This is a genomic window from Pseudolactococcus yaeyamensis (genome assembly GCF_054658615.1).
On sequence record NZ_BAAGGP010000034.1, the window covers coordinates 1 to 20,799 of the forward strand.

General features: G+C 40.4%; 16 protein-coding genes. All 16 read right to left on the bottom strand.

Features of this window, described 5'->3' with window-relative positions:
- Nucleotides 1-183 precede the first annotated feature (183 nt).
- The 16 genes from ACYQ21_RS07975 to ACYQ21_RS08050 all read right to left on the bottom strand — a co-directional run bounded on the left by ACYQ21_RS07975 (nucleotide 184) and on the right by ACYQ21_RS08050 (nucleotide 20,797).
- On the bottom strand, nucleotides 184-426 hold the full coding sequence (locus tag ACYQ21_RS07975; protein WP_460057382.1) for a hypothetical protein: 243 nt from the start codon (nucleotides 424-426) through the stop codon (nucleotides 184-186).
- Nucleotides 427-447: 21 nt separating this feature from the next.
- On the bottom strand, nucleotides 448-621 hold the full coding sequence (locus ACYQ21_RS07980) for a tyrosine-protein phosphatase (protein WP_460057327.1): 174 nt from the start codon (nucleotides 619-621) through the stop codon (nucleotides 448-450).
- Between the two features lie 73 nt (nucleotides 622-694).
- Nucleotides 695-1,432, bottom strand: coding sequence for a response regulator transcription factor (locus tag ACYQ21_RS07985; RefSeq protein WP_460057330.1), 738 nt, complete (start codon nucleotides 1,430-1,432; stop codon nucleotides 695-697).
- A gap of 1 nt (nucleotide 1,433) precedes the next feature.
- Complete coding sequence (locus tag ACYQ21_RS07990; protein WP_460057332.1) at nucleotides 1,434-2,213, bottom strand: sensor histidine kinase; 780 nt, start codon at nucleotides 2,211-2,213, stop codon at nucleotides 1,434-1,436.
- Nucleotides 2,214-3,343: 1,130 nt separating this feature from the next.
- The gene (locus tag ACYQ21_RS07995) at nucleotides 3,344-4,003 is read right to left on the bottom strand and encodes a hypothetical protein (RefSeq protein WP_460057334.1); all 660 of its coding nucleotides are present in this window, start codon (nucleotides 4,001-4,003) and stop codon (nucleotides 3,344-3,346) included.
- Nucleotides 4,004-4,012: 9 nt separating this feature from the next.
- Entirely contained in the window at nucleotides 4,013-5,608 is a 1,596-nt protein-coding gene (locus ACYQ21_RS08000) for a class C sortase (RefSeq protein WP_460057336.1), read from the bottom strand.
- A gap of 17 nt (nucleotides 5,609-5,625) precedes the next feature.
- Complete coding sequence (locus ACYQ21_RS08005) at nucleotides 5,626-5,844, bottom strand: hypothetical protein (RefSeq protein WP_460057338.1); 219 nt, start codon at nucleotides 5,842-5,844, stop codon at nucleotides 5,626-5,628.
- A 138-nt stretch (nucleotides 5,845-5,982) separates the two neighbouring features.
- Nucleotides 5,983-8,802, bottom strand: coding sequence for a pilin N-terminal domain-containing protein (locus tag ACYQ21_RS08010; protein WP_460057340.1), 2,820 nt, complete (start codon nucleotides 8,800-8,802; stop codon nucleotides 5,983-5,985).
- 17 nt (nucleotides 8,803-8,819) lie between these two features.
- Nucleotides 8,820-10,778 carry a SpaA isopeptide-forming pilin-related protein gene (locus ACYQ21_RS08015; protein WP_460057342.1) on the bottom strand — a complete coding sequence of 653 codons (1,959 nt, stop codon included), beginning with the start codon at nucleotides 10,776-10,778 and terminating at the stop codon, nucleotides 8,820-8,822.
- Nucleotides 10,779-10,809: 31 nt separating this feature from the next.
- On the bottom strand, nucleotides 10,810-12,528 hold the full coding sequence (locus tag ACYQ21_RS08020; RefSeq protein ID WP_460057345.1) for a SpaA isopeptide-forming pilin-related protein: 1,719 nt from the start codon (nucleotides 12,526-12,528) through the stop codon (nucleotides 10,810-10,812).
- A gap of 641 nt (nucleotides 12,529-13,169) precedes the next feature.
- On the bottom strand, nucleotides 13,170-13,955 hold the full coding sequence (locus ACYQ21_RS08025; RefSeq protein ID WP_460057348.1) for a DUF559 domain-containing protein: 786 nt from the start codon (nucleotides 13,953-13,955) through the stop codon (nucleotides 13,170-13,172).
- 247 nt (nucleotides 13,956-14,202) lie between these two features.
- Nucleotides 14,203-16,068 (bottom strand): ABC transporter ATP-binding protein, encoded by a 1,866-nt coding sequence (locus ACYQ21_RS08030; protein WP_460057351.1) that lies wholly within the window; start codon nucleotides 16,066-16,068, stop codon nucleotides 14,203-14,205.
- Nucleotides 16,068-17,840: an ABC transporter ATP-binding protein gene (locus tag ACYQ21_RS08035; RefSeq protein WP_460057353.1), complete on the bottom strand. Its 1,773-nt coding sequence runs from the start codon at nucleotides 17,838-17,840 to the stop codon at nucleotides 16,068-16,070. The genes ACYQ21_RS08030 and ACYQ21_RS08035 overlap by 1 nt, the downstream gene beginning before the upstream one ends.
- On the bottom strand, nucleotides 17,833-18,282 hold the full coding sequence (locus ACYQ21_RS08040; RefSeq protein WP_460057355.1) for a MarR family winged helix-turn-helix transcriptional regulator: 450 nt from the start codon (nucleotides 18,280-18,282) through the stop codon (nucleotides 17,833-17,835). Before ACYQ21_RS08040 ends, ACYQ21_RS08035 begins: the two co-directional genes overlap by 8 nt.
- A gap of 381 nt (nucleotides 18,283-18,663) precedes the next feature.
- Nucleotides 18,664-20,133 (bottom strand): PASTA domain-containing protein, encoded by a 1,470-nt coding sequence (locus tag ACYQ21_RS08045; RefSeq protein WP_460057357.1) that lies wholly within the window; start codon nucleotides 20,131-20,133, stop codon nucleotides 18,664-18,666.
- The gene (locus ACYQ21_RS08050; protein WP_460057359.1) at nucleotides 20,126-20,797 is read right to left on the bottom strand and encodes an ABC transporter ATP-binding protein; all 672 of its coding nucleotides are present in this window, start codon (nucleotides 20,795-20,797) and stop codon (nucleotides 20,126-20,128) included. The genes ACYQ21_RS08045 and ACYQ21_RS08050 overlap by 8 nt, the downstream gene beginning before the upstream one ends.
- Nucleotides 20,798-20,799: the final 2 nt, after the last annotated feature.

Below are 20,799 nucleotides of genomic sequence, written 5' to 3' on the forward strand. Positions count from 1 at the left end.
AGAACCATACCAACTCTCACAATCACCACATTTCAATTTGCTTGAAAATACGCTGACACGACTAGAGTGACCATTGTCTTTTCTTCTAACTGCTAATTGTCTTTGAACTGCATCGAACACTTCGGAGAAAATAATCGCTTCATGATTGCCTTGAACATAATACTGAGGAATTTCTCCCTAGTGCTATATGCTCTGGCTTCTAACGCTTGTTAAGTATATAGTTACGAGCATTTCATCATATGCTAAATTTAAGATATCAACAACCTCCACACCACAAGATTCAATAAAATCATTCTTTTTTAAGTTATTACCTAAAAAAATTACTTTTTTAATTTTAAAAGACTCTAGAATTGCTTTTTCCAATTGCCACTTACAATCGCATTTTTGAAATCCAAAAACATCACTAGTAATGCATGCAGAATTTATTCTGAACGGTACTCATCAACATCACTTCCTTTCGAGAACGAAAATCAATGATTTTTCTTGAGCTTGTAATTTTTTAATTAAGATATGTTTATCTGTTTCTGCCAGTCCGACAGGTTGAGCAGACCTTAACACTTTACCAGATTTAACTTTTTTCTGATAACCACCCAAATCCCTAAAATTGACCAAACTTTGCATGCTAGTGACCTCTGCTTTCTGATTTACTCTTGTTTGTATGATAGCAAAAATAGTGACCGTCGAGTAAGCAGTCTTACCATTTACCCAGAGTATTTAAAAGACTGCAGCCCATTCTGGATACAGAAAAAACGGTATCATCTTCAAGCACAACCTGCTTAGATTTTTTACGATACAATTTGACTTTATTTTGATTAACGACTGTATTGCGATGAATGCGAATCAGGTCATCTGATTTCGCCTCAATATCTGCTAGACTGCCATAGAAAGTAATCACTTCGTTTTTCATATTGAGTAAAATCTGATGAGATGATGACCCCGATTCAAAAAAGTAAATATCAGCATATAGGGCATTAACCAAATAACCTGACCTACTTTTGTAAGCAAAAACATCTTTTTTAGAGACAGTATCATATTGAGACTCGAAGAATGCTTCGATATTGTCACTGACTCTTGCTTCAAACGCAGCCTTCGGTAAACTTTTATTGATGAAATCATAGGCTTTCACTTTATAGTCATAAGTTAAAGGCGCAAATTCACTATGTGTTGTCACAAAATTAATCTGACCAATTGGATCAACTTTTCGAATGGCTTGCGCAACCTTTAACCCCGCATCACGACTTCCTTTGATATTAATATCCAGAAAATAAATATTATTCTGCGACATATTTTCAAGTGATTCAAGGAAATGTTGTATTTTATTACAAGCAATGACACGTTCAACTGGATAATCTTTTTCGATTAAATAATTCACAATGAACTTTTCTAAACGTTCCTGCTGTAGTAACTCATCTTCAAGAATAAATAACTTCATCTCATTTCTCCAATCGTAACACTATTTTAAAACGATAATCTTCTGCCCTAATCTGATAACTACAATTCATATAATGCTGCATGATTGTTGCCAGATTTGCTAACCCATAGCCGCGATGGTTAGCTTTTGTCGTATAGCCCTTTCCCATCAATTGTTTAATGGGTAATTCTTTTTCAACCATGCCATTTTCAACGATATAATGCTTGGTCTTTTGGTCTTCAAAGATAGCCACTCTGATAAAACGTTTATCCCTATCCATCTCCTTCGTCGCCTCAATGGCATTATCCAATATAATGCCGAGTATACGCACAATATCGCTTTTATTGATGAGCAAGTCTGAAATAATTGTCAATATTTCTAGCTTAGCGGTAATTCCCATTACCTCTGCCTTCAAGATTTTTTCAGAAATGAGACTTTTCAGCTCTAATACCTTGATATTTGACAGTTTGCTAATTTCTCTTTGACTTTGCTCGAGTTTGATATGACTTTCTTCTAGTATTTCTGTATAGGTTCGTTTGATTTCTGCCACATTTCCTGTTTCAATCGTTTGACGCATGGAAATTAAGATATTGGCAAAATCATGCCGAAATTCACGAACAACTTGCTGGGAATCATCGACTTTTTGGGTATAAATTTCAAGGTTTGAAATCAAACTATCTTTGGTTTTCAACAAACGTTGAATTTCCCATTCTTTATATTTACCGTTAATGGCATAGAGAAAAAAATAGAAGACTAGGTTATAGATGACCAAGGTCCACTGATAATTGGCTCTTGGTCTCACTTCTGAAAAGCGACTCACATTATTGTAGATAAAAAAAGAAAAACAGATAAGGTTGAAGAAACAAATACACTTGTTTTGTAAAGCTTCAATCTCTTTTTCAAATTTCTCTTTTACATTAAAATTCTGAACTGAAATAATCAAGCATTTACAATGAATAGATAAGTACTTGAATACCATAGCTTGAACAGGAATTACACAAAAATAACCTATGATATCAAATAAATACATGATCGTTGCATCATCGCCACATAGACTCCTAAAAATTGAACTTTTAAAAAACATCCTGACGAAATAAACGAATGATGTGGTATAGATCGTGTAGAACAGATCTACTCTAATGGTCTGTGAATCAAATAATCGTAGTAAAAAAAATAAGATGATGAACTCAAAAAACTCTATCGTATAAGCTGGTAGACTCATTTTAGTGGCAATTATAATCGAGAAGGCATTTGCGAGCAACAAGTAAATTAACATCTTTTTTGTCATTTTCAAGCTACTGATTTTGACTAAAACAAGTAAACTAATCACGATGACAGGTGTAACAGATAAAAAATTTAAGCAGATTATCATCATTTATATCGAATCCTCCCCAAAACTTGATTTCATAATAACTACACTGCATGCCGCAGCTCATCCTTGCAGAACCTCCTTTAAAATAACTTATTTGCATGTTATTTAAAAGGAATGACTTTGTTTTTTAAGGTTTCCTGATAAGTCAAAAAAATCATCCATCTATATGGAAAACATTGTGCTAGACAATCCTGAAATATTGGCATAGCAGTTGTCACAACAACACCTCAAATAACTTTTTCTCATCTTCATATAACAATTTTGTATTTTTATTACACTTTTGTATAATTATACTTTTTTTTGCAAACGGTGTCAAGATTTTCTACCTCAAAAAATTCCAGATATGACTTATTTTTTTATTATAATAAATTTAAATTTTTAATTTTCCGCCATCTTTATCATCACTTTATTTTTGCTCATCTTTGTTAAACTACTGTTGCAGATTGCGCATTTCAGTCATTTGGATAGCCTGAAACAGGCTCGGCGCAAACAAAAAAAGCCTGACAGCCGTGATATTCCCGGATGTCAGACCTTGATTGAATGCTTGTTTTCAGTTATTTCTAAAACATGCCGTTCCTTTTACTTCTTTTGTTTAGTCTACAGATTACGATAATCTGCAAACTAAACAGGGTCAAGCCCAGCAAGAGTAGGCATAAACTTCTTTGCTCTCCTGTATCTGGCAGGAGCGATGCCACGAAACTGTCCCCTGTCACTGACGTGCCTTTTTCTTCCGGTTCTGAGGATAGACTTGTCTTTGGTAGCTCAGTAATCGGTAACTGCTGAACTTTCGGATAAAATTCTAACGTTTCTTTCGAAACAGGCATGGAAAAGATAACAGGTGAGACGAGTACGTCCTTTTCCAGTGTTTCTTGCACGACTGCGAAGACACCCTTGCCATTTGGAATCGTCATCGTGCCGACACCATTTTCAACAGTAAAGTCAGCACTGATGGCAACCATCTGGGACTTCATGACTTGCTTTTGATTATAACGGTCATAAAAATTCGTCATTTTCGCTCGCAAATCTTGCTCAGACAAGCCGTCATGATAGCCATCTATCAAGTGATCCACTTGGTAAATCCTTAAAGAAACGCCTGAAATCGCTTTACCTTCTTGTGTTTGCACATAGACCTTGACTTGGACATCAGAGGTTTCTGCTGATACAGGCAGGGATACTGCGACAGCTAGCGAAAATAACACTGCCATTAGCCATTTTTTCATCTTATCACCTCACAATCGATTTACCCAAAAATGATGGATACCATTTGCATTTTTGTACAGGTAAATCTTATTTCGATTTTTCTTCTTAACCAAGGCTTTCATGTCAAATTCATCTCGTTTGAGTTGCGTCAGATGACACCGAAAATCTGGCAACACGACACTTTCTTGGGGCTGCATTTGTTTGACGACAAACTTCGTCAGTCCGGGTAACTCATCGAATAAAACCAAACCTGTTTCATCTGCTCGCACGATTAAATGCTCACCATTTCGGAGCATTGCTTCTCTCCCTTTTCTGTCATATAACCCAAAAGCCGCACCTTCAAAATATTTTTCTGAGTCTGTCTTGCCATCAGAAAGTCTAAAAACAATTCGACCAAAAGTTGTTTTGATCAGCATGCCGATAAAGACTGTATAGATAAAGGCTATCGTCCCGATCACGATACCCACGACAAGTAGCACCATCAGGGCACGATTTTTGACCTGCCTATCCTCTACTTCTTTTAGGGCATTAAGGGTACTGGGTAAAAATTCTGTTCGCTCACCAGTCACGATGAGGCGATGCGTATTTTTCATGTAGGGTGTACAGGTCAGCAAACTCGCCAAATCTTTCCCCTCAACGGGGGCAACCTTACTCATGTCTTGTGGTTCGACCACATGGATTTCACTCACTTTGTAGGCTAGATATTTACCTGCCACTTCAAAAATGAAGAGATCACCTTTTTTTAATTGATCTAAGTTTGAAAACAAGGTGGCACTCGGTAACCCTCTATGCGCTGATACAACAGAATGTCTATTCACACCACCCGACGGATAATGAGACGGGGCAACTAAGGCACTGCCAACGGTTAAAAAGTCTTCCTTTGTCGAGTCAAAAATCGGTAAATTCACTTGGATTTTCGGAATATAGACGACCCCAATCGTATGTTCGGCATAGGTTCCTGAAGTGTATGCCTTTCTTTTCGCATTTTGAAGGCTGGCTTGGGATAAGGGGTCTTTCAGTTCTTCCGCCCGTTTTTTCTCTTCTTGACTTCGCTTTTCATGCGCTTTTTCACTGGCTGTCAGATTTCTTGCCGTCTGCTTGCGATACTCTTTCATGACCGCTTGATCTAACATACTGTTAAGCGTATCACTCACTAGTGGATAGAGCATGACAAAAATCGATACCACTAAGCCGATAATCACAATCAGCTTCACGAAAAATATGCCAAAATATCGCGCGCGATGAGTTGTTTTCCGTTTGACTTTAGGAGAAGAATTAGAAGACTTTCTGATTCTTCTGCGCCATTTTCCGCCAACATTTAGTGGCTTGACTGCCTCAGACTGGTTTGATAGCGGTTGTTGGCTTATCGCCTCTTCCCTATCCTTAATAGCTTCGGCAGCATGGGTTTTGGGAGGTTGACTTGGCTGTTTCTGCTCAATTTTTTCAAGCCCTGTCTCATCCTTACCGCTGATTTTTTGATGTTGATACTTGCGTTTAAACTGCGACTTCTTAGCCGCCTTACCCGGTAAGGCCTCATGTCTGCCAACAGTCTTTTGGCTTGACTTTATTTTTTTGGACTTTATTTTGTCTGATAGTCTTGTCAAGTCACTTTTTCTCCTCATCATAGATTCACCTACTTCACCTACTCTACGATAACTTCAACTTGAGGCACATCTTTTTCTACTGTCGTTAGACTGCCTGTGTTGAGTAGTCGCATGGTATTTTCAGTCATAGCAGTCCAGTAGCCTTGGCTTTTGACTTGACTTTTTGGGGTATGAACAAGGATGACGACTTCTAGCACCAGAAAAGCAAGTAGCCACAAGAGTAAACATGTCTTAAAAAATCGTTTCACTGCTGACATTGAAAACCTCCTTGCTCTTTTCAAGCACTAGTGCTGACAAGAAAAATATCCCATCCCTTACTTGTGCTTCTGTGTTAGAAAGACAAGATTGGAGTGGGATATTTAGACTTGTTTAGAAAATGGGTAGAAATCGTCTGCTTAGACTTCTGACACTTTCTCAGCTTTACGTCCGACTTTACGGTAAACGACTGCTAGGATGACTGTGCCCATTAAACCACTGAGAATGTAGAGGATAATCCCTTTACCACCTGTTGATGGTAACAGTCCTTTGTGGTAGTTTTTAACTTCTTTTTCGGCAGTTTTAGAGACAACATTGATTGCTTTAGGGGCATTTTTGTTATCCAAAATATAGCCGTTCGGTGCTTCAACTTCTTCAAGTTCGTATTGTTCAGCGCCACCTGTACCTGTAATCGGAAGACCTGTCACAACGATGCGACCTTCATTATCAGACACAAAGGTTTTAGCTTTTGCTTTATCATCGACAAAGACATAGGCTTTATGACCATTGACATCTGTTTCTGACAGGAATTGACCTAATTTTGTTTTGACAACGAATTTTGCACCTGCAAGGGTGACACCACTATCTCCATCTTTTTTAATGATAGAGAGACTACCTGTTTCAACTTCTTTTGATTTGTCTTCTACTTCGAAATCTCCTGCATGGTAGTAGGCTTTATTGCCATAAACTTGACCGGGTACTTTACTTTCTGGGATATAGGCCTTGACATTTACGACCAACTCTTTTGTATTGGCATCGATAATCTCTTGGAATTTACCGGGTGCAATCGTGACAGTTAAACCATCTTTTGTGATGGCAACGACCATGTTTGCGTCCTCAGATAATACTGCCGCACCTGCATTGACGACAGCACTCTCGATTTGTAGTTTTTCACCGATGACTTTTTTCGTTTCAGAGTCGTAACTTGCTTCTGGTGTATCTTTAATCACTAAGTTCGTGTATTTAAAGACAGAGGCATTATCTTGCGCGCTCCATGTTTTTTCTGCGAGATCTGTCGGCACTGGGACAGTGATGGTATAGCTCATGACTTGTCCCATCACGCTGTCGAGTGTGCCGTTTTTATCGGCATCGACGAGACCATTGACTTCTTTGGAGATGGTGCCTTTTTCATTTTTAGGATAGAGGTAGACCACACTCATCTCATCTTCATAGCTGTCATAGGCTGGCAAGCGAAGCAACATCGGTTGTTCTGTCTGGAAGATGTCTTTTGTCCCTGTGTTTTCTTCGACGATCATGTAGACAGCTTGGCGACCTTTACTGTCGGTTTTGACGAGGTCAGTATAGGTTGTCCCTTTTTCACTGTAGGCTGTGCCTGTTGTTTTATCAAAGTCAGAGCCTGTTGTCGGGATAGAAACCGTGGCATTTGCATCAGCTGTGACATTGCCTTGTTTCCAGTCAAACTGTAACTGAACTTCTGCTTGTTGCGGGGTAAAGACTTTGTCTTTATCCGCATCAGACAAGGCTGCAAGACTCGGTGCTAGTGAGGCAACTGCTGAGAGTTTTTGCTCTAACAACCCATAATAGTAATCCCCAACACCGTGTGCGACAAATTTAACGCCGTCTTGCAGCTGATCAGCTGTGACACCTTTGCCTTCTAAGTCAAGGTATTCCCCTTGATTTTGGATGGCACCATTGGTCTTCAAGGCGCTGACATCACCGACGACTTTACGCATAATCACACGCGTTGTCGCGTCACTTCCACCAGCGAAGTCTTCTTTACTTTCAAACTCAGACACGCCCGGTGTGAAGTAGTGGGGGACATTTTTCACTTCTGCTTCATGTTGATCCCCATATTCAGAATATTCGACATAGAAACCATTTAATGTTGCTAGATAATTGTGGTCATTCCACATTGATGTTCCATAAGCAAATTGTAATGCTTGCGGTGTGCCACTATATAATCCATTAGGTTCAACAGCATTCCTGTTGTCAAAAATCCCTTCTCTGAAACCTGTTGTATTGGGATTTGTAGCATACATCATCTTTTCAGTTGTTGAACCCGGTTTGAAGTCCCAACGCATTGGTGTAACAGTATTTTTATAAAATTCAAATGGTTCGTCAGCTTTTTTAAGATACATGCCGTCATTACCACCAACGAAACTCCTTGCTGCATTGTAATCTTTGGTACTATAGGTCATGCCTGCTTCAGGTCCATTTACCCAATAATTTCCTGTTGTTGCACCACTACCTTTAAGAGGTGCTGAAATTACATCTCGGTCTAATAGTTTTTCACCATCCTGATCCACACCATTAATGCCACCAGCCCAACCAATAGTTGTCGAGATAGAGGTGTATAAAAAGTCTTGTTCTTCTGGAGAAGTGATGGTTACAAGATAACCTTTCAATTCTTTATAAGTTTTACTTTTTGCTGTATTATAAGCCGTAACCCAATTTACACCATTTTGATTGATACGTTCATAATAATGCTGGATGCCATCTGCATCAACTCTTGAGGCGATTTCCCTTTCTTCTAGCTTGATTTGTAGCGCGCCTGCTACGGTTGCTTTCTCATCTTTCTTGGTAAAGGTGACTTTGCTTAACCAGCTTTCGAGGCTCGCGGTGTCGACTTTATTGATATCGATGATATAAGAAAAGACATTTGAGTTTTCATCACTCTGTGTGGTCATCCCATCTGGCAGGGCTGGCGTGTTCATCTTTAAAGCACGAGGAAACGAAATATAGACCGAGCGATATTGTGTCCCTGTCGCCTGATAGACTTCTAAGTTTTTCAGCTTGTAGCCTGTGATTACATTTGAGTCGCCCGCCTTTGTTATCGGTTCAAAATCATAAGTAACTGGCATTTCTGCAGTCGGATGATTGCCTTGGCTATCGGCTTGTACGATGGTTTGCTGATTCAGTTGAATCAAGACTGGTGCGACCGTACCAAATAACAAACTACTCGCTAGGACAGCGTGCATGATTTTATTTTTTGTATTCATCTTTCTCATCTCCTTTTCTATACTTCTGAAACATGTTTGTCTTGGTTGAGTTTACGATAGGCAGTGACAGCAACTGTTGACCCTGCTAAACCAATGACGATAAAGAGGAGGATACCCATGCCACCTGTTGAGGGGAGTGAACCTTTGGCGATGTTAAAGACATCATGATTGCCATCTCCTTTTTTCTTGTCAGTTTCTTGGTCACTTGAAACCCACGTTGACTTTTCAGGTGAGACTTTGCTCAGTTCTGGAGACAGAACAGTAAAGTTCAAAATCGCATCCACTGCTTTTGGTAGCGCATAGTCTGTCGGTGATTTCACTTCGACTAAGCGATAGTCCCCAACTTCAAGACCGACAATCCAGATGAGACCATCTTTATCCGTCACGATGCTACCTTTTCCGGGTTTGTAAGTGCCTTTTTCTCCTGATTTATCCGGGTAGTAGATCGTTTTTCCTGTTTCGCTATCGACAAAACTCTTGAGCGCGATTTTTGTTTCATCTTTCTTTTCAAGCAAGAATTCCGCACCTGCTAGAGTTTTTAGGGTCGATGAGTCGATCTTGATAAATTTGTAACCCCCTGTTTCCACTTTGGTTGTTTCGTCTATCAGTGGTCCATCTGGTGTTGGCAGGATGACTTTATTTTCGAGTTTCTTATCTGCGAAAGCCTTGCCTGCTGCATCACGCGGATCGAGTTTAACCGTGACATGAAAGGCAAAGGTTTTAACGCCTGCATTATACAAGTCTTGTAAGGCTTCTCGGTTGAAGGCAAACTGGATATCATCACCATTTCTGGCTTGGCCTAGACCACTATTTGTAAAGACACCTGTTGTTTCATCGTAACTACCGTACTGTGTGCCGATACCGATGCCATTGACACTAAAGTTTTGGTAGATAAAGCTATCTGGCATGAGGTCATAAAGATAGAGGTTATCATCTGTGTACCATGGATTGACACCGATATCACTCGGGATACGGAAAGAAACTTCATAGGTAAAGATGTCGCCTGCACTTGTCTTGATCGTCTTAGCTTCGTCTTCTGCCAAACGCGCCAGTTCGACATTCGGATTGCCCCAAGTAGTGTTATCTTGGATGTTAGCACCTGTGCCATAGTTATACGTCGGGTCTCCAGTAGATTGGTGCTCTACTTTCGTCAAGGTTTTCGTTAAGCCCAATGCTTTTTCACTTGGTGTTTTAGGGTATAAGTGAATCGTGTCATTTTCAGCATCATCTGCTTCATAAACTGGCAAGGCTAAAACTGTTGGCAAGGCTGGGAAATTTTGATCTTCCGGATAGGTTCTATAAAAGACATAGACAGCATCCCGATCATAGCCCGGCATTTGGGCTGTCGCTGCTGGACTTTTCTTTGCCACATCTGCAAAACGTGCATTCCCATCATTGAGTCCGTCGCCATCTTGCGCCGCGCCATCACGTACTGTGCTAAGCGTCTGTCCAAAACCAAAGTAGGTCGTTGGATTCACTGTCGCTGGCGTTAAGGCTTTAGTCGCCGGGTCGATAGTGATGAGGAGTTGATATTCGTAAGCGATTTGCGCCATTGCTTCTTCATGGGACATGACCGTCTTTTGGACATAGCCTTTCTCTACAAGTGCCGGTGCTAGTTTGGCTTCTCCTACTGTTTCTTTAGACTGGTCATAGCCTTTTTCACGTAAATAGTAGTAACGTGGGCTGATGTCTACCAGTGTGTATTCATAGCCTTTCATCTCCTGTGCGTTAGCTTGACCTTTGCTGTTTTTGCCCCACTCATTCAGTGACATTTCACGACCTGTATTTTGTACCAAGTTGTAGTTATCGACTTGCAGTGAGTGGATGTTGACTGTGAGTTTTTCGACACCGTGCGTCTCTGCTCTGACAATCAGATGACTGTCGTTTTGTCCCATTGGATACGCTTGCACAAAACCAAGAACAAGTGTACTTGCCAATGTTATTTTAGCAATTCTTCTTTTTGTTTTTATAAGCATTGTGTTCATCTCCTTTATTGATCAATTTATGCTATATCTGTTGTCCCTGTTTCTCTTTTTTTATCATTAATTGATGATAAGCCATCAACATCGTGATAAAACTAAAGAGTCCCATGCCAACTAGTCCTCTAACACCTTTACCTCCCGTATTTGGAAGTGTTCCTTTTACATAATTTCTTATGTCATGATGCGCATCTCCTTTCTTCAAATCACTCTCTTGATCGCTATTTTGCCATGTCGAGGGTGTGTCTTCAGATAAAGCGTTCACTTGTTTGGATGTCACTGTAAACAAGGTACGCCTGCCATTTTCATCTGGTAATAAATACCCGATGGGTGCAGCAACTTCTGTTAAGGTATAATCGCCACTTGCAAGACCTAGCAAGTGGATAAAACCATCTTTGTTTGATGTTACGACACTGTAACTCCCCTTGGTATCTGGATAGTAGGTGCCATTTTGAATGTGAAATTTTAATAACTGACCCTTTGCATCTCGGACTTCGAATAAAGCCTGTTCGAGATTTTTCGTCGTATCTCCATCAAGTTTCCTGAATTTGTAACCACCTGTTTCAACAGGCGTTGCCTCATCTTCCAAGAACTGATATTCGGAAAAGTAATAGGCTTTATTGGTTAATTTTTTGTCGACATTGGCTTCTTTTTCATCACTCAAATAGGGCGTCACGCTGACAGTTATCTCAAATGAAATGGCTTGACCAGCACCTACCTCAAGCAACGTTGCTTTGCTAAAATGAAAGGCAACATCGTGACCACTTCGATGGACGAGTGGCAAGGCATCAGCTAGGAAAGACTTGCTTTCAGGCTGTACGATGCCAGAGAAAACATCAAAGGTCAAGCCTTTTTTGTCGACAGCTTCATAGATCAGCCCTTCTGGCAAATCATCGAAAATCTTAATCCCATCACTATATTTTCCAGCGCTCTCAATATCTTCTGGTATCGTAAATTTCAGTTCAAATGTTAAACGATCACCTGCTGAAACTGCCTGTGTTGTTGCCGTTGGCTCATTCACTCGCGTTTCATCCTTATTGTGCGTTGGATAGCTATAAGTCGTGAGATGTGTCCCTGTGATTTGCGTTAAGGTTTTGAACAGACGATTGGTCATAAACTTCGGATAGAGTGTGATGTCTGACTGCTCTTCGCCTGAGTCTTGCTTACTCGGAAGTACTAGGACGATGGGCACCATCACAGTATCTGGTGGTTTATCTGTGCTATAAAAAACATAGACCGCATTTCTTTTCTCACCGTCTTCTGGCATCACTTGCACTTTTTTAGGGACTTGAGTCGTTGCAATCCCATCTAATTTGGTATCATCATCGCTCGCCTCACCATCTTTGATTAACTTAACAGACTTGCCATAGCCATAATAGTTAGATCCAACTGTTTCACTTAAGTCTTGAAGGGTGAACGTACTCGTGTACTCATAAGCTAATTGAATCGTCGCTTGTTCATCTGTCATGGGGAGGCCAGCTTTATAATCTTTTAACTGACTAGACAGATAGCCTTGCGCTATCTCTTGGCTAGACATCCCCTCACTTTTCAAGATATAAAACCTTGGACTAACCTCCATCACATGATAACCTAAACCGATTAGCGTTTCTGATGCTTCACCAGTTAATCTGCCATGTAGATGAACGGTTACGTCATCTTCTACTACTGTATCTCCCCTGATGGGGGCTGATATTAACATCATCAGTAAACAGAGTAGAAATCCGATTAGAATATTTATTTTTTTCATATTCTCTCACTTCTTTCAACATCCCAATACACTTTTTTTCGTTGCAACTGTTCAAAGTCATTAACCTATCTGATGTCTTTTATTCTACTCTTATCAGCTAACAAAAAAACATCGAATACCCTTAACGACCATATACAGGCCCCGAACGACATCCCCAGACCCTAAACGACACATTTCTAGGAAATAAAAAAGACTTGGTCGATTGATTCGCCTGAGTCTTGTTGGCTTGACTTGGTGATTTGGTGATTTGGTATTGGCTTGCTAAATTGGTATTGTTTTGGCAAAAGAATACCAAGTTCACACACAACCGAGACTTTTATTGCTATTTTCGTATTGTTTTGACAAAAGAATACCGATTTCACACACAATCGATACTTTTATTGCTATTTTCGTATTGTTTTGACAAAAGAATACCGATTTCACACACAATCGATACTTTTATTGCTAATTTCGTATTGTTTTGACAAAAGAATACCGATTTCACACACAATCAGCACTTTTTTTGCTAATTTCGTATTGTTTTGACAAAAGAATACCGAATTCACACAAAATCAGCACTTTCTTGATAATGAGGAATCCACAGTCACTGAAAGGAATAAACAAACTAATTTATATTCTGAGTTCACATCATATTTTTACGATTAATAATGCTGCTTTACAATTTTCTTGCCATAATATCGCCGTTTAGGGATGCCGTAATCTTCAAGGAGTTGAGCAAAGCGACCATTGTCAAAATCATGATTCATCACGCGCATAATCTCGTATCCTTTTCGAATTAAATCCGATTCTCTTTGCCTTTCATTTGCCCGCGCACTCGCATTCTCGCTATATTTTATAAGACCATCAGCCTCTAAAATAATTTTTCGACTCTTAAATTCAAACAAAAAATCAACACGATATGTCTTTTCATTTTGGCAAATCACTTGATATTGCTGAACTGGGAGCATGACACCCGCTTCATATAATTTAAGCCGAACTTTGGTCTCAAATGGTGATTCATCCAGTTCACTTGCAAATGTTAGAAGATGCCTTAATTTTGCTACCCCAGATTTCCACTTTTGAGTTTGGCAATAGTTTAAAATATTTTCTACGCTAATCTCTTTTTTATATAAATGGTGGCTAATTGATGCAATAGCTGAATGTTCTGTATCGTTGTTAGCGATTTCAAGTAGTAAATCAATGAGTGTGATGACATGAAATCCTTTATATTTTTTCTTTTTAAAATAGGGTCGAATATGCGTGTTTACCTTTCGATTCATCATTTTAATACTAGGTTGCACCGTATGAACTTCCAAAGTCGATTCATCCCAACGTGGTGTCCCATATAGAATCGCCGCATTTGTATAGCTAAAAACTGCATTCGGATTATCTTTGACGTAATCTGTCATCATGCGTAATAGTAATTGATTTTTATCTGCAACCATCATTTCTTTTCTCCAATAATTTTTTATCTTCTCTTTCTCATACGTATTTTATCTTTAATTGTTCGACCATAGGCGATATTTTTTTCTAGTCACCAATCCAAACTTTGTCCCAGACCCAAGTTCACACTCAATCAATACTTTCATTGCTGATTTCGTATTGTTTTGACAATACAATACCGATTTCACACAAAAACAGGCTATGAACGTTTTCGATTAACACGAAATTCGTTCATAGCCTATTTTTTATGGCTTAAGCCACGCTTTCAAACTGTGAATTATACAAATCAGCATAGAAGCCACCTTGCGCAAGCAAGGCTTCATGATTGCCACTTTCGATGATATCGCCATCTTTCATGACAAGAATCAAATCGGCATTTTTGATAGTCGACAGTCTGTGCGCGATGACAAAACTTGTCCGACCTTCCATGAGTTTATCCATGGCTTTTTGGATTAATTCTTCTGTCCGCGTGTCAACTGATGACGTTGCTTCATCGAGAATCAACATTGGCGCGTCTTTCAAGAGCGCGCGGGCAATGGTTAGGAGCTGACGTTCACCGACTGATAATTCATCCGCGTCTTTCAAGACAGAATCATAGCCATTTGGCAGCGTATTGATGAAATGATCGACACCAACCGCCTTAGCAGCAGCAACGACCTGCTCGTCTGTGATGTCACATTGATTGTAAATCAAGTTTTCTTTCACCGTTCCTTCAAATAGCCACGTGTCCTGCAAGACCATTGAAAACTGATCATGCACCGCTTCACGCGTGATATCTTTAATCGGTGTCCCATCAATGATGATCTGACCAGAATCAATATCGTAGAAACGCATGAGCAAGTTGACCATGGTTGATTTACCCGCGCCCGTCGGCCCGACAATAGCAATCTTCTGACCGGGTTCAGCCTTGGCAGAAAAGTCATTGATGATGACACGTTCGTCATTGTAGCCGAAATGGACGTTTTTAAATGTAACAGCCCCTTTAGGGTTGGACAATGTCGTTGCCTTACCAGTTTCGTCTTCTAATTCAGGCTCCGCTAGGAATGTAAAAATCCGCTCAGAAGCAGCGCCTGCTGATTGCATTGACGTCACCGCTTGCGCAATCTGTGTCAAGGGTTGGGTGAACAGACGAATATAAATCATGAAGGCGACAATCACGCCAAACTCGATTTTACCGTCGATGGCTAAAATCGCCCCAACCAAACAGACAGCACCGTAACCAAAGTTACCGATGAATTGCATGAGCGGCATCATCAAGCCAGACAGAAATTGAGATTTCCAAACTGAGTTATACAATCGTTCATTGATTTCATCGAACTCGTCTTGTTTTGCTTTGTCTGCATTGGACACTCTCACGATATTATGACCCGTGTAGACTTCTTCCACAAAACCATTGACCTCGCCGAGACCGTTTTGTTGGGCGTTAAAGAATTTTTGTGACTTGATCATGATGAGCATCATTAAGCCAAAGCCAATCGCCGTTGTGGCAATGGCAGTCAGACTCATTTCAACGTTGGTTTTAAACATCATGATAATCGTGCCGAAGAAAAGGGTCAAGGCTGAGACCAAGCTCCCAACAGATTGGTTGAGGGCTTGACTGATGGCATCCACATCATTAGTCACGCGCGATAAGGTATCGCCATAAGGGTGGCTATCAAAATAACGCAAAGGTAGTTTATTGATTTTCGTCGAAATATCTTGTCGTAATTTTTTAGATGTCCGTTGGGTCACAGTCGCCATGATGAAACCTTGCAGATAGCTCAAAAGCGCAGAGCCTAGGTAGAAGGCAATCAAAGTCACACCGATTGACGTGATAGCTTTCAGGTCAATATCGCCATGACCCGGCATCCCTTTGGGGATGAAGCTGGCTTGCAAGCCTGCCATGATTTTATTGGTAATTTCAGACAATCTATCAGGTCCGATAATCGTCAGATAAGCACCTCCACAGGCTGCAATGGCTGCGACAAAAATTGCCGCATACCAAGGCTTGACATATGTCACTAAATCGCCAAGGGCTTTTTTGACGTCTTTTGGTTTTTCACCATCGGCAGCGAGGCCACGACCCGGTCCAAACCCACCGCCATGAGATTTTCTAGGGGTATTTTTTGTTGTTGGCATTAGGCTAATTCCTCCTTCGATAGTTGTGAATAGGCGATTTCTTGATAGACTTCATTACTAGCCATCAACTCGTCATGCGTCCCGCAACCCACGACTTTCCCTTTATCCAAAACAATAATTTGATCGGCATCAATAATCGTGCCAATCCGTTGGGCAACGATGAGTTTCGTTGTGTCAGCTGTTTCACGTTTCAAGGTATCGCGTAAAACACGGTCAGTCTTATAGTCCAAGGCTGAGAAACTGTCATCAAAGACGAGAATTTCAGGCTTGCGAGCAATGGCGCGAGCAATGGCGAGCCGTTGTTTTTGACCGCCAGACAGGTTAAGACCACCCTGAGACACTTCAGCATCTAAACCTTGATCATTTTTCAGAATGAATTCTTCAGCTTGGGCGATACGTGCCGCTGTCATCAAGTCTTCATCTGTCAACTCACCATGGGCATTCGTCCCAAGAGACAAGTTTGACCGAATCGTCCCATTAAACATGACTGGTTTTTGGGGAATGAAGCCCATCTTATCGTGCAAGGCTTCTTCCGTGTAGTCCTTAACATCGACACCATCGACTAGGACTTGACCAGCCGTCACATCATAATAACGCGCAATGAGGTTGATTAATGTCGATTTACCAGAACCAGTCGAGCCGATGAAGGCAACGGTTTCGCCTTTATTGGCCTTGAAGGAAATGCCTTCAAGAACGTGTTCAGAGGCATCAGCGTATTGGAAATTGACGTTTCTAAATTCGACAGTTCCAACTTCTTTAGCTGCTGAGCCGTCTTTTGTGCCATTTTTAATGGTTGATGTTGTTTCAATCACTTCGTTTATTCGTCCAGCAGAGACATTGGCACGTGGGAACATAATGAAAATCATAGTCAACATCATAAATGCCATGACGACTTGCATGCCATAAGAGGTGAACACGACCATGTCTGAAAAGAGGTTAATCCGCGGTGAATTAGCAGGTGTTCCAAGGCTTGCAGCTTTGATAATGGTCGCACCAATTAAATAAACGGCAACTGATAAACCTGATGACACAAGGGACATCATGGGCATCATAAAGGCCATAGCACGCTGAATGAAGAGGTTGGTCGAGGTGATATCATCGTTGGCTTTTTCGAATTTATCGGTTTGATAACTCTGCGCATTGTAGGCACGGACGACACGAATCCCTGTTAGGTTTTCACGAGTCACTGAATTGAGTTTGTCCGTTAATTTTTGGATAATCTTGAAGCGTGGCATGGCAAGTGTCACGATAATACTAATCATGACGAGTAGAAACAAAACAGCAACACCTAAAGCGGTCGTCCATTCCCATGATTTATTGGCGATTTTCATAATCGCCCAAACGGCAGTGATTGGCGCTTTGATACTGAGCTGCAGCCCCATCGCCACGATCATTTGGACTTGGGTAATGTCGTTGGTCGAGCGGGTAATCAGGCTGGCGGTTGAAAATTGGTTGATTTCAGCCATTGAATACTCTGAAACTTGATGATAGACATCATGACGTAGCGTTCTTGATAGACCGGCAGCGACTTTGGCCGCAAAAAAGCCGACAATGACTGCGGCAACGAGTGAGCCGAAGGCACATAGCACCATCCAGCGACCTTCATCGAAGATTTGGGACACGGTTGTGCCTTTTTCTTGAATGAGCTTGGTCACTTTACTCATGTAGTCCGGTAATTTAAGGTCTAAATAAACCTGAATGACAATGAAAATCAAGCTAATGCCAACGTATTTAAGCTCTTTTCCAGTGATTTTTTTTAAAATTTTAAGCATTTCCAACCCCTATGTTTCTTTTAATTTTATTAATCGTTGCAATGAAAGTTGCGATTTCGTCTGGTGTTAAATCGCCACGCAGCAATTTTTCAAATTGCTTCATTTTAAGTTCCATTTCCTGCTGCATCTTGACAGCTTTTTCTGTCAAGATAATCTTTTTAAGTCTCGCATCATAAGCAACTGGTTCACGCCTAATCAGCTCTGCCTGCTCCAATTTTTTGATAAAATTAGTTGCCGTTGGTCGCCGCATCATAAATTCTTTTTCCAAATCTTTTTGGAAAACATCTTCATCTTGGCGTTTGAGTAAGTATTCAATCACCCAGACCTGTACGCCAGTCAACTCGCCATCAGGCGTTTTGCTAATTTCAGAGCGATGATGCGCGATATACCGCAAGAGAGAGATATTCAGCGAACGCAACTCAATCCCAATATTTTCTACCATGACTTATTCCTTTGTGACCTTTCTTTTTTTGTTAGTTGCATAATTGTTACTCAACTAACTATTAGCTCGATAACAATTATACCGCTAAGGTTGAGAGATGTCAAGGAAAGTATTGGAGAAATAGAAACATGCCTATTCTAAAAGGTTGAGAGAGCAGAAAATGATTGATAGTTCTGAGAAACTAGCCGATATTTTATAGATTAAAAAACTAAGAGGCTGGGACAAAAGTCTCAGAAATACAAAAATCGCATGAAATTCGTCTCTAGAAACGTTGATTTCATGCGGTTTTCAGTTTCAAAATTTTGCAAAAATAAGCAATTTCTGACTTTTGTCCCAGCCTCTTGTCTTCAGGCTTAAACAGACTTAAGCCTGTCTTTTTAACTATCTTTCTCGACCATTACTAATCTGGATGGTGATTGTACAAGTCAGTGGCACAAATTCATTGAGCGCACTCTGACCGACAACTGTCCCTTTGGTTTCGGAACTATTAACAAATTGTACCCGATAAGTGATATTAGCACCTTTCGATGTATACTCGTTATAGAAAGTTCCTTGTAGATCCCCTTCAGTTTGCCCTTTCAAATCCTTGATATAGACTCGTCCAAGCGAGTAAACCGCCGTAATATCTGGTATCGAATCTTTGGCAAAATACTGGGTACCCGCTGCTACAGACTGGCTGATAAAGCCGCCATAGGGGACTGTATCGCTATAAACTTGTTTTGAGATAACAGGTAGATTTTTGGAAGCCCCACTTGATTCGTCAAAGGTAAAGCGTGAAAAATCAGGCACCATCATCGGTTTACCAAGCGAGAGTTTGATGGTAATCGTATCAGCTTTTGATACTTTTTGCCCCTTTGCAACTGACTGAGACATTACTTTATCTGCATCAATCGTCTCACTGCCGACAGTTTCAAAAGTGACTTTAACACCTTTTTCCTTACTCCAAGTGTTAATTTGCTCCTTAGTTTGACTTGAAAAATCAGGCACATCAATATTTTGAACAATCGGTTCCTTACCTCTAGAGTAATGAAGGGTCAGATTATCTTCACGCTTGAAGGTTTCTGCCGTAACAGCTTGATTCGCAAAAGTTTGTTTGAGATACGTATCTTTTGCAACTGTTTCTGAATAATCAAGCTGAACCTCTGTATTTTCAAGTTTATTTTTCTTAATGAACTCACGCGCTTGCGCAAGAGATAACTTAGAAAAATCAGGGAGTTCAATCTTCTCTTTGGGATCAGCGCCCAGACTAACTGTCAATTTGACCGCTTTCTTCTTGGAAATCGTCCTATTTTTGTCTGATGCTTTAACGACAAGATTAACCTTCTCATTGAAATCATAGATGCGGTTCACATCCAATTTAACCTTATGCTCATCTGCCCAAGTTTGTGCTGTGCTCACAAGTTTTCCTGTAAAGTCAGGGACTGTGATATGTGTCTGACCATAATAAAACCATGCAACCCCAGCCACCAGCTGAAGACTGACTACTACAATAATACCTCGCTTCACTCTTTGTTTTTTAGCAAAAGATTGATCTTTGACAAGCAACTCATCATTGCGCAAAGATGCCTCTAAATTTGTCAGAAGTGAGTCTAGATGGTCGTCACTTTCGTTTTTGGGAGCATCATTAAGCTTATCCTTAACGATTTCATCTTCTGGCATGTCGCTCACAATGTCATTGACGATTTCAGCTTCTACGATGTCATCAGTTACAGCAGTAGTCGACTTATCAGAGACAACTGCCGAAGATTTTGATTCAATGTCTGAGGCGTCTGTTTCAGGTGTAACATCCTTAAGCCTCGTGACATCTTTCTTGTATTTATCATTGGTAAAATTTGATAAAAAATCACTCATGTGTTAAATTTCCCTTTTTCAAACGGTAAGTTACATCAGATTCTTTAGATACTTCTTGCGAATGGGTCACAACAATCACAGCCTTATCATTTTCATGTGCCAAACGTTTAAAAATCGCAACAATCTCACCTTCACGTTCTTCATCCAAATTCCCAGTTGGCTCATCTGCTAAAATAACATCACTATTAGTCGCCAGCGCCCGAGCAATCGCAATCCTTTGCTGCTCACCACCTGATAGCTCACTGACCAAACGATCAGCTTTTTCACGTGTAATCCCGATATAATCCAAGAGATTATAAGCCACTATTTTTTGATCTGCAGGTAAAGTGTTATCCGTGATGTCCATAGCCACCAGAACATTTTCAGCCGCAGTTAAGTAAGGCACCAGATTATTATTTTGAAAAACAATTGAGATTTTATTGCGACGGTAATTTTCAAGACCAATCGTCTGTATGTCTGTGCCTTCAAAAAGGACTTGTCCTTCTTTTGCCACATCCAAACCAGCAATCATGGATAAAAATGTTGTTTTTCCTGAACCCGACTCTCCAACAATTGCATAGAATTTCCCTTTTTCAAAGCTAACTGATACATCACGTAAAATATAACGCTGCATATCACCATCTTGATAGTAATAATTCAGTTTTTTGGTTTCAATAATTGACATAG